This window comes from uncultured Gimesia sp., assembly GCF_937910335.1.
Lineage (GTDB): Bacteria > Planctomycetota > Planctomycetia > Planctomycetales > Planctomycetaceae > Gimesia.
In genome coordinates this window covers 1-7,302 of record NZ_CALEMX010000624.1, presented here as the reverse complement: position 1 = coordinate 7,302, position 7,302 = coordinate 1, and the positions used below count along the sequence as shown (strand labels likewise).

The following is a 7,302-nucleotide window of genomic DNA, read 5'->3' as shown; positions in this document are numbered from 1 at the left end:
GTGCTCAATGGAAAGCAACTCACTGATTCATTTCACGATTTTGTATCAATCAACCGCACACTGGGTGAAAACGCGCAGACAGTAGATATGTTTATTTTACTTGATACGCAGAACAAGAAAGCCGCCAAAAGTGTCTATCACATGGCAAGACGGGCTTTAATCAAGGGCAAAGAATATAAACTCTGTGGCAAATATCTTGATCCCAAACAGTCATTCCCTTTGACCATAAAGCGATATTCTGAAAACAAGAAAATGGCTAAGAATCCTCAATTAGGGAAAGATTTTATCAATATTGCTAATTTGATGTTCAAAAACGAAGTGACCACGCTCATTGCTTTGCTCATCGTCAATGATCGAAAAAAGGAAGCAAATGAAATCGCAGTCAAAGCCAAAACAGAATGGGACAACGCCACCTTCCAAGCCGCGATAGACAAAGCCCTTGAAGGAAACATCCCAACCCCCTGGCCATAAGTTACAGTGAATACATGACATTCGCAGATACTAAAATTGATAATGAAGACCTCAAGTCAGACCCAATACTGCGTCATTTCCCGACTATGTTGCATCGCTGGAAAGGGGGCAGAGCGAGAATGTATACACTCACTGACAGCCATAAATCGCTCACTATCCGCATCGAAATTAATGGCAAAAAAGGGAATCTTCATTTATCCTGTAGCCCCACCCATATCTGTGGACCGGTTGAATGGACTCATGCGGAACTCGAAGTCAAAAGAGATGCTAATGGCGATTTCATTATCTATGACGAATCTGTAAATTTGGAAATCAAGAGTGATGGATGTGTTGAAATCGCTGAAAATGTGAACCCGATTTATTAATCGAAGATTGTTTGGGTAGCATTTCGTAAGTCACCACCACTTAGCTTGAAAGAGTTTTGATGAGCTATCAATATCGGGATAGAAGAAGTCGACTGAGAGGGTTTCATAGCGTTTACGGAAATGGTAAAATCAAGGCTGCAAATCTGCAAATCGAACCGGTCCATCTCATTCCGGAAAAGATTCAGAGAGGTGATGAATTTGATTTCTGGTTTAACAACGGAAAAGATATATTTTTAGTAACTCTGGAACGAAGTTTAGAATCCCGCATATTTTCTCAACGAATTCAGCGAAGGTCCCACCTCTCCCTCAGAGTAAAACTCGACTTTAATCGCTTGACAAGACCCGATATTATTAAAATTTTTGAATTGATTTCTGATCTCGGTTTACCCGGCAATAAATTCATTAGACTTAGCAGACCAATTACTTCACCAATCTGATCCCAAACACAAATACACATCATCTCATTTACCTGTTTCCAGGAGAAGTCCATCGGCTGGGCAACCCACTACGTTGAAAAACTAAAAGCAGGCGAGACAGTCTCCTTCCGCCCCCGAGGCAATTCCATGACAGGGAAGATTGAATCAGGCCAACTCTGCACAGTAGAACCCGTGGAAGAAGACGACCTTAAAAAAGGAGATGTCGTTCTTTGCAAAGTCAATGGAAATCAATATCTGCATCTGATCAAAGCCATTCAAGGCAAACGTTATCAGATCGGAAATAACAGAGGCGGAATTAATTGGCTGGATCACATTCAACTCAATCTACGGCAAACTCGTAAGTGTCGAAACCTGAGAGAGTCTTTGATTCACGCGCGAATCGAATCCACGGCGTTCGTCTTACGTTTCGCCGGACCGAGCTGGTCTTTAACTTCCATCCCTTTGAGCATCGTATTATAAACATCGATGCCTTCCGCACCGACATCCATAATCTGGCCCGTCTTGAAACGACCGTTGGCTCCGGTAATCGCATGGAAAACGCCCGATAGTTCGCGTTTTACATTATTATGTCGACCATCGCCCGACTCGGTGGAAATGGTGATCAGTGAATTTTCCAGAATCGTCTTGCCGTTTACTTCTTTCGAATCAGAATCGTTGAGCCGTTGCAGGAAGTAGGCAACCTCGCGCATTTTCATATGGGCGTGAGCACGCAATGCTTCGTTCTTTTTCTTTTCATCAAACTTATGCCACCATTCATGGCTACACCCTCTATCACCTGAAGCCTTCTGTTGACCGGCGTCATCAAACTGCCAGAGCTTCTTACCGTTATATTTGTAGTCACCCTTCAAACGAATGCGTTCACCTGCGGCTAAAAATGTCAGGGACCCGAATCGGACACGATCCATTTGAATCGCCAGCGCGTAAAGGTCGGCCATTAAACGCCACTCGGTCGTCAGTTCCTCGAGTGTAATATCAACGCCCATCCCACCCGGATCAGCGGGGCCACCATGCAGAATTTTCGAGCGGGGTGGCAAATTGGGTGCGTTCGGGTCTTTTTGTTTTAACGCAAAGGCACGCTGTTCAAACTCACGAATTCGATCAAGATGATCCGCCACACGTGCTTTCGAAGCAGAACCTAATGGCGAATTGGCGCCTGTATAAAACTTGTAATCGTCTACGACCGAATCCAAAACGCTGAGTTTGAGTCGTTTTCGGCGAACGTCAGTATTGTCGCCTGACATAGAAATCGAACCAAACACTCGATCAAAAAGAGCACGTGGTTTTTCCTGCATCGTTGCAGCAACGGTTCCATCCTGGTTATAGCTGTGAACGTACCGACCAACGCGGCTACGGCGAAAGAAAGTACCTCCCACGAGTGTCGACACCATCCCCTTCGGCAAACCTTTCGGGTAATGTGCTTTGCGAACCACCTGATCAATTGAAGGGCCTCCTGACTTGGCCTCTCCATCAGGAGGCTCTGCAGTAAAGGCACCTGTAGCACCATCGTAGTGAGCGTTAATTCCCTTTTCATCACAACGTACCTGATCCACATTCCGCATGATCAGCAACTTATCGCCGAGAGGCTTAAGCGGTTCCAGAACGCCATCGAAGCCCTCGGTCTGCAGGGGAGCAGGAATCCCAAGACCAAAAAAAACATTGAATGCTCTAACGGGAACCGCCTGGGCGGGAGCCGCGGAAACCCGGGAGACGAGCATTTCCTCAAGAAGTGGCAACCCAACGGTGGCAGTCCCCAGACTTTTGAGCATCATACGTCGCGGAATTTTATGTATTTTCATCTAAGAATCTCCAAGATTACTTCGCTTCTGTTCTCGTTTTATGTACCAGATCACTTTTCACAATGGCAATCACCAGATCGGAATAAGTTCCGCCGTTTTTACGCGCCGCTTCATGAATTTGGTCGATCACCCGAGCATCTGCCGCCACAAGCGGACGACCCAGCGCAAATTGTGTCACCTTCCAGGTGATTGATTTCTGAACTCGCGAACTGCCAGCCAATAGATTCATAAGTTCGCTCGATGTCTTGTAAGGAATTGCTTTCGCCGCACCCGGAAAAAGAATCTCTCCATCATCGCGCAATTGATTTCCATGTTCGTCTTTGTTATGAAACGCGCCCAGACCATCGAATTTTTCCAAGCCGAAGGCCAAGGGTTCAAATTTCACATGGCATCCCGCGCAGGCGGTATTCGCAATCCGTTGCTCGGCAATATGTCGCTGAGACAAGCCCGGCTTCGACGGTACAGGCGTTGTATCCAGACCCGGCGGTGGATCTTTGACCGCCCCTCGCAAAATTCCGTGCAAAACAAATAAGCCACGCGTTACCATCGAGGCATCATCTCCCCCAACGGTGAGCACGCTCCCCTGCGTCAGTAGACCACCACGTGCGGGAACAGCCGATAAGTCATACCGCTGTAACCCCGATCCTTTCGGCTTGATACCATAGTGAACCGCCAGACGAGGCGTCGCGTAGGTCACCTGTGCATTTAACAGATCTGCCAGCGGGCGTTTCTGCTGCCAGACAACCTCTTTAAAAAAGGCACGCGTTTCTTCGCGCATGTCATCCGCAAGTGCGTCATCCCACTTGGGAAATCGTTTGCGATCAGGGCTGAGATTATGCATCCGATCCAGATTCAACCATTCAGAAATAAAGAGCAAAGAGCGCTCAACCGCACGTGGATCTTGAAGCATACGCCGGAGTTGTTTCTCAAGTGCCTTTTCGTCATGCAGCTCTCCCGCCTCGGCTGCACGATTTAACTCCTGGTCAGGTGGTCCGCCCCAGATGATGTAACTCATCCGCGACGCGAGTTCAAAATCACCCACGGGCCACGCAGTTCCATCACCACGCTGGTTTTCAATACGATAAATAAAACGCGGCGATTGCAGCATTGCTTCAATCAGATAACGCACGGCTTCTTTATAATCACCACCGGTGCTGGCAACGGTTGTGGCAATGCCGCTATAGATTGTAACTTCACGCTCATCCAGCGGACCGCGTAACAGCCATTTTCCCATGCTGGCAACGAACTGACGCATTGTAGCATCGGTCGAAAGTTTTTTACTCTTGGAAAATCGGGACGCAAACTTCAACACGTCCATACGATCAACAATAATCTCTGCCAGACGGGCATAGATTTCCACATGCTTGAGGTCGACATTAAGATTATAGGCAGTATTACTGAATCCATCCGCCCGCAGATCCGGGGGCAACAGTTCGCGGGCCTCTTTCGATATGTCGACACCAACGGAACTCCGTACGGTTTCGATATATTCAGAAATCGTCAAACGCTGCACCCAGACATCGCTTGCGCGACTGTCATGTTCATAAACCGCCGGATCGATCACATCGATCGACCAGACCGCACCATTGTCGATCCACTCCTTCAGGATCTTTTTCTGCTGATTCGTCAACGCCCCCTTCGGAGGCATATCACCAGATTCGATCTGATCCCACAACAGACTTTCGCTGGCCTTACCAGGCACGATCACTTTGCCGCTTTCTCCTCCCGCCAGTGCCGTCACTTTTCTTGATAAATCCAGACGCCCCTTCTTCGATGCGGAATCGTGACAGTCCAGACAGTTCTGTGCAATGAGCGGCGCAACTTGTGTTTCAAACACATGCCGCGCACGAGAAGCAGCCAATGATTCTTTAGATTCTTCTTTACTTAGTTTCGAGGTCGCTCCCGCCCGGAAATTCTGCGCGATCTCTTTCACTGTGAGAGCGCGACTGTAAACGGCAACTAAATGATACTCTCCCAGCCAGGGTCGGTCGCCGGTCATCTCATTCGCCAGAAGCAATCGAAAGTCCTTGCTCCAATTGCTTAGTTTCCCAGTTACTTTTTTACTCGACTGCTGCTTACCGTTCACAAAAAATCTCGCCGTCCCCGAGACATCGCGCGTATAAACGATATGTGTCAAAGCAGTTTTTGCTGCGTTGTTTGGCGAAATGATTGCGGGTATCCCGTTTGTGCTAGTACCTGTAGTACGCAATCGTACTTCATATTTTTTACCATCTTGACCAAGTGTTACATTCCGCTGGCTTGAATTGGATGAAATAGAAACAATGCGCGCCGGGCCTTTCTGGCCGACGTTAGCCGGCTTCACCCAGGCTTCTACCGTGATACTCCCCGAACGTTTGACCGCGTTGATCAGTTTCGTCGCCGGTGTAGATGACCTGATCTTTGTGGAAGAACGGACTACGAGCAGATCCTTCTTCCATTGAACGGCAGACGGCTTTTCAATCTTTAAATCCAATGGTTTCCCGACACCAGAACGATCCTGGATTGTATCCCCTTTTTCGGCATCAAATATGTACCACACCTGCAAATCGCGAGCAACACGGGGAGTAGCAGCATGCAGGGGAACAATTGAAAAGACCAGGATCAGCAGCACCCAGGAATGGCATTTGTTAATCTCGAAGATTCGACTCGATTTCCTGGTCATCATGTGATCCTTACCAACTGATTCATACCACATTGACTTATCTGAAATCAGTTCAAGACGATGTAACCCTCTTAGTTAGAAATGTGAGGGCGATTGCAAGATCATGTAACTAAGAGGAAGATATCAGAGCTTAGTCAACGACAGACGTTAATCACTGCATCGAGTTAATCGTAAACGCATGTCTGGCACTTGTCAATCCCCGGCTGTTACGCTGCAACCATTGAGGCAAACACTGACCTCGCCGATCGTTCAGTGAATGATTTTGCGGTTAGAATTCGATAAAAAATGCTCTGACAATGTATTGACCCATTGAGTATTTATTCGAATTTCCCGATCGCATTGTTGGTGAACCTGAGATCCATTTCCTTAACGAATTGATTGCTCTCTCGATTTTGAAGGGAACAGCGCTCCAGTAAATAATGTGAAACGTACCACTCTTCTCCATTCGCATACCCAAACAATTCGGCGACGGCCAGGAAAAACAATCGCCAACGCATCAGCCAGCGATTTGCCAGTGGTTCGCCGTACGTAGCAGTAAGTATTGGCATAAGTTCATCTCGACATTGATCGAGGTTCTTCAGCCATGCTTCTGAAGTGCGCTGATAATGCCGTCCATTCCAGCGCCACTGTTTCTCGACGCGCATCTCATCGTAAAAATGCGAAAACAGATCATCGCTAGGCATGATGCCACCCGAGAAAAAATGCCGGGCCATCCAGTCGTCGGCACTCTGGTCATTGAAAGGATAAACATACTGGCGGTGACAGAAAATGTGGACGAACAATTTCCCATCATCATTTAACCAGTTGGCTATCCGGCTCAGCAGCATTTCATAATTTCGCATATGCTCAAACATTTCGACCGATACAACGCGATCGAATCTCAAAGACGTAGCGAAGTCATTCATATCAGCCGTAATCACAGTTAAGCGATCTGAAACACCCTGCTCAGCTCCCTGCTTTTCTATGAACGCACGTTGTGAATGAGAATTCGAAACCGCCGTGAGTTGACATTGGGGATAATTCTCAAGAATCCAAAGGGATAATGAACCCCAGCCGCATCCCAGTTCAAGAATCTGCATACCATCTTTGAGTTCCGCGTGTTCGCAAGTCTCACGCAAAGCGGCTGCTTCCGCTTCATCAAGTGTGGACACACCCTCCGGCCAGTAACAACAACTGTATTTCCGGCGATACCCCAGAACTTTTTCATAAAATTCTGCAGGGACTTCATAATGCTGTTCGTTGGCTTTTTCCGGCACAAGCGCAATAGGCCCCTGTTTGGTAGATCCTATGAATGCCTGCAATTGCTTTGCCATCTCATGATCATTTCCCACACCCAGAGAATTCAGACGTTGGGTACACAATCGCCGGATAGCGCTACGGGTTAGCCAATCGGGTATCCAGCCTCGTTCTACGAGTTCGATCGCAAAATTGGTCAGGTATTCTTTTTTCATGACGTAACCTGTTTCATTTTCGGTGGCCAGGGAAAAAACGCACTCGTCGTTTGCTGATATTCCCGATATTTATCGCCACGACTTTTGAGTGCCTGCGCTTCGGTTGGCGGAATACCGGTC

General features: G+C 47.6%; 7 protein-coding genes. 4 read left to right on the top strand and 3 right to left on the bottom strand.

The window, feature by feature from the left end; translation table 11 throughout:
- The 4 genes from Q0668_RS25560 to Q0668_RS26025 all read left to right on the top strand — a co-directional run.
- Positions 1–471: hypothetical protein (locus tag Q0668_RS25560; RefSeq protein WP_298869397.1), on the top strand; the 471-nt coding region annotated here is incomplete at its 5' end.
- 14 nt (positions 472–485) lie between these two features.
- Positions 486–836, top strand: coding sequence for a hypothetical protein (locus Q0668_RS25555; protein WP_298869396.1), 351 nt, complete (start codon positions 486–488; stop codon positions 834–836).
- A gap of 59 nt (positions 837–895) precedes the next feature.
- Entirely contained in the window at positions 896–1,273 is a 378-nt protein-coding gene (locus Q0668_RS25550; RefSeq protein ID WP_298869395.1) for a hypothetical protein, read from the top strand.
- A 126-nt stretch (positions 1,274–1,399) separates the two neighbouring features.
- The gene (locus tag Q0668_RS26025) at positions 1,400–1,732 is read left to right on the top strand and encodes a hypothetical protein (RefSeq protein ID WP_366918996.1); all 333 of its coding nucleotides are present in this window, start codon (positions 1,400–1,402) and stop codon (positions 1,730–1,732) included.
- Here Q0668_RS26025 and Q0668_RS25545 read toward each other — a convergent pair.
- The 3 genes from Q0668_RS25545 to Q0668_RS25535 all read right to left on the bottom strand — a co-directional run bounded on the left by Q0668_RS25545 (position 1,642) and on the right by Q0668_RS25535 (position 7,182).
- Positions 1,642–3,069: a DUF1552 domain-containing protein gene (locus Q0668_RS25545; protein WP_298869394.1), complete on the bottom strand. Its 1,428-nt coding sequence runs from the start codon at positions 3,067–3,069 to the stop codon at positions 1,642–1,644. The genes Q0668_RS26025 and Q0668_RS25545 overlap by 91 nt on opposite strands.
- Positions 3,070–3,085: 16 nt before the next feature.
- Positions 3,086–5,731, bottom strand: a complete 2,646-nt coding sequence (locus tag Q0668_RS25540) for a DUF1592 domain-containing protein (RefSeq protein ID WP_298869393.1) — start codon at positions 5,729–5,731, stop codon at positions 3,086–3,088.
- 317 nt (positions 5,732–6,048) lie between these two features.
- Positions 6,049–7,182, bottom strand: a complete 1,134-nt coding sequence (locus Q0668_RS25535) for a cyclopropane-fatty-acyl-phospholipid synthase family protein (protein ID WP_298869392.1) — start codon at positions 7,180–7,182, stop codon at positions 6,049–6,051.
- Positions 7,183–7,302: the final 120 nt, after the last annotated feature.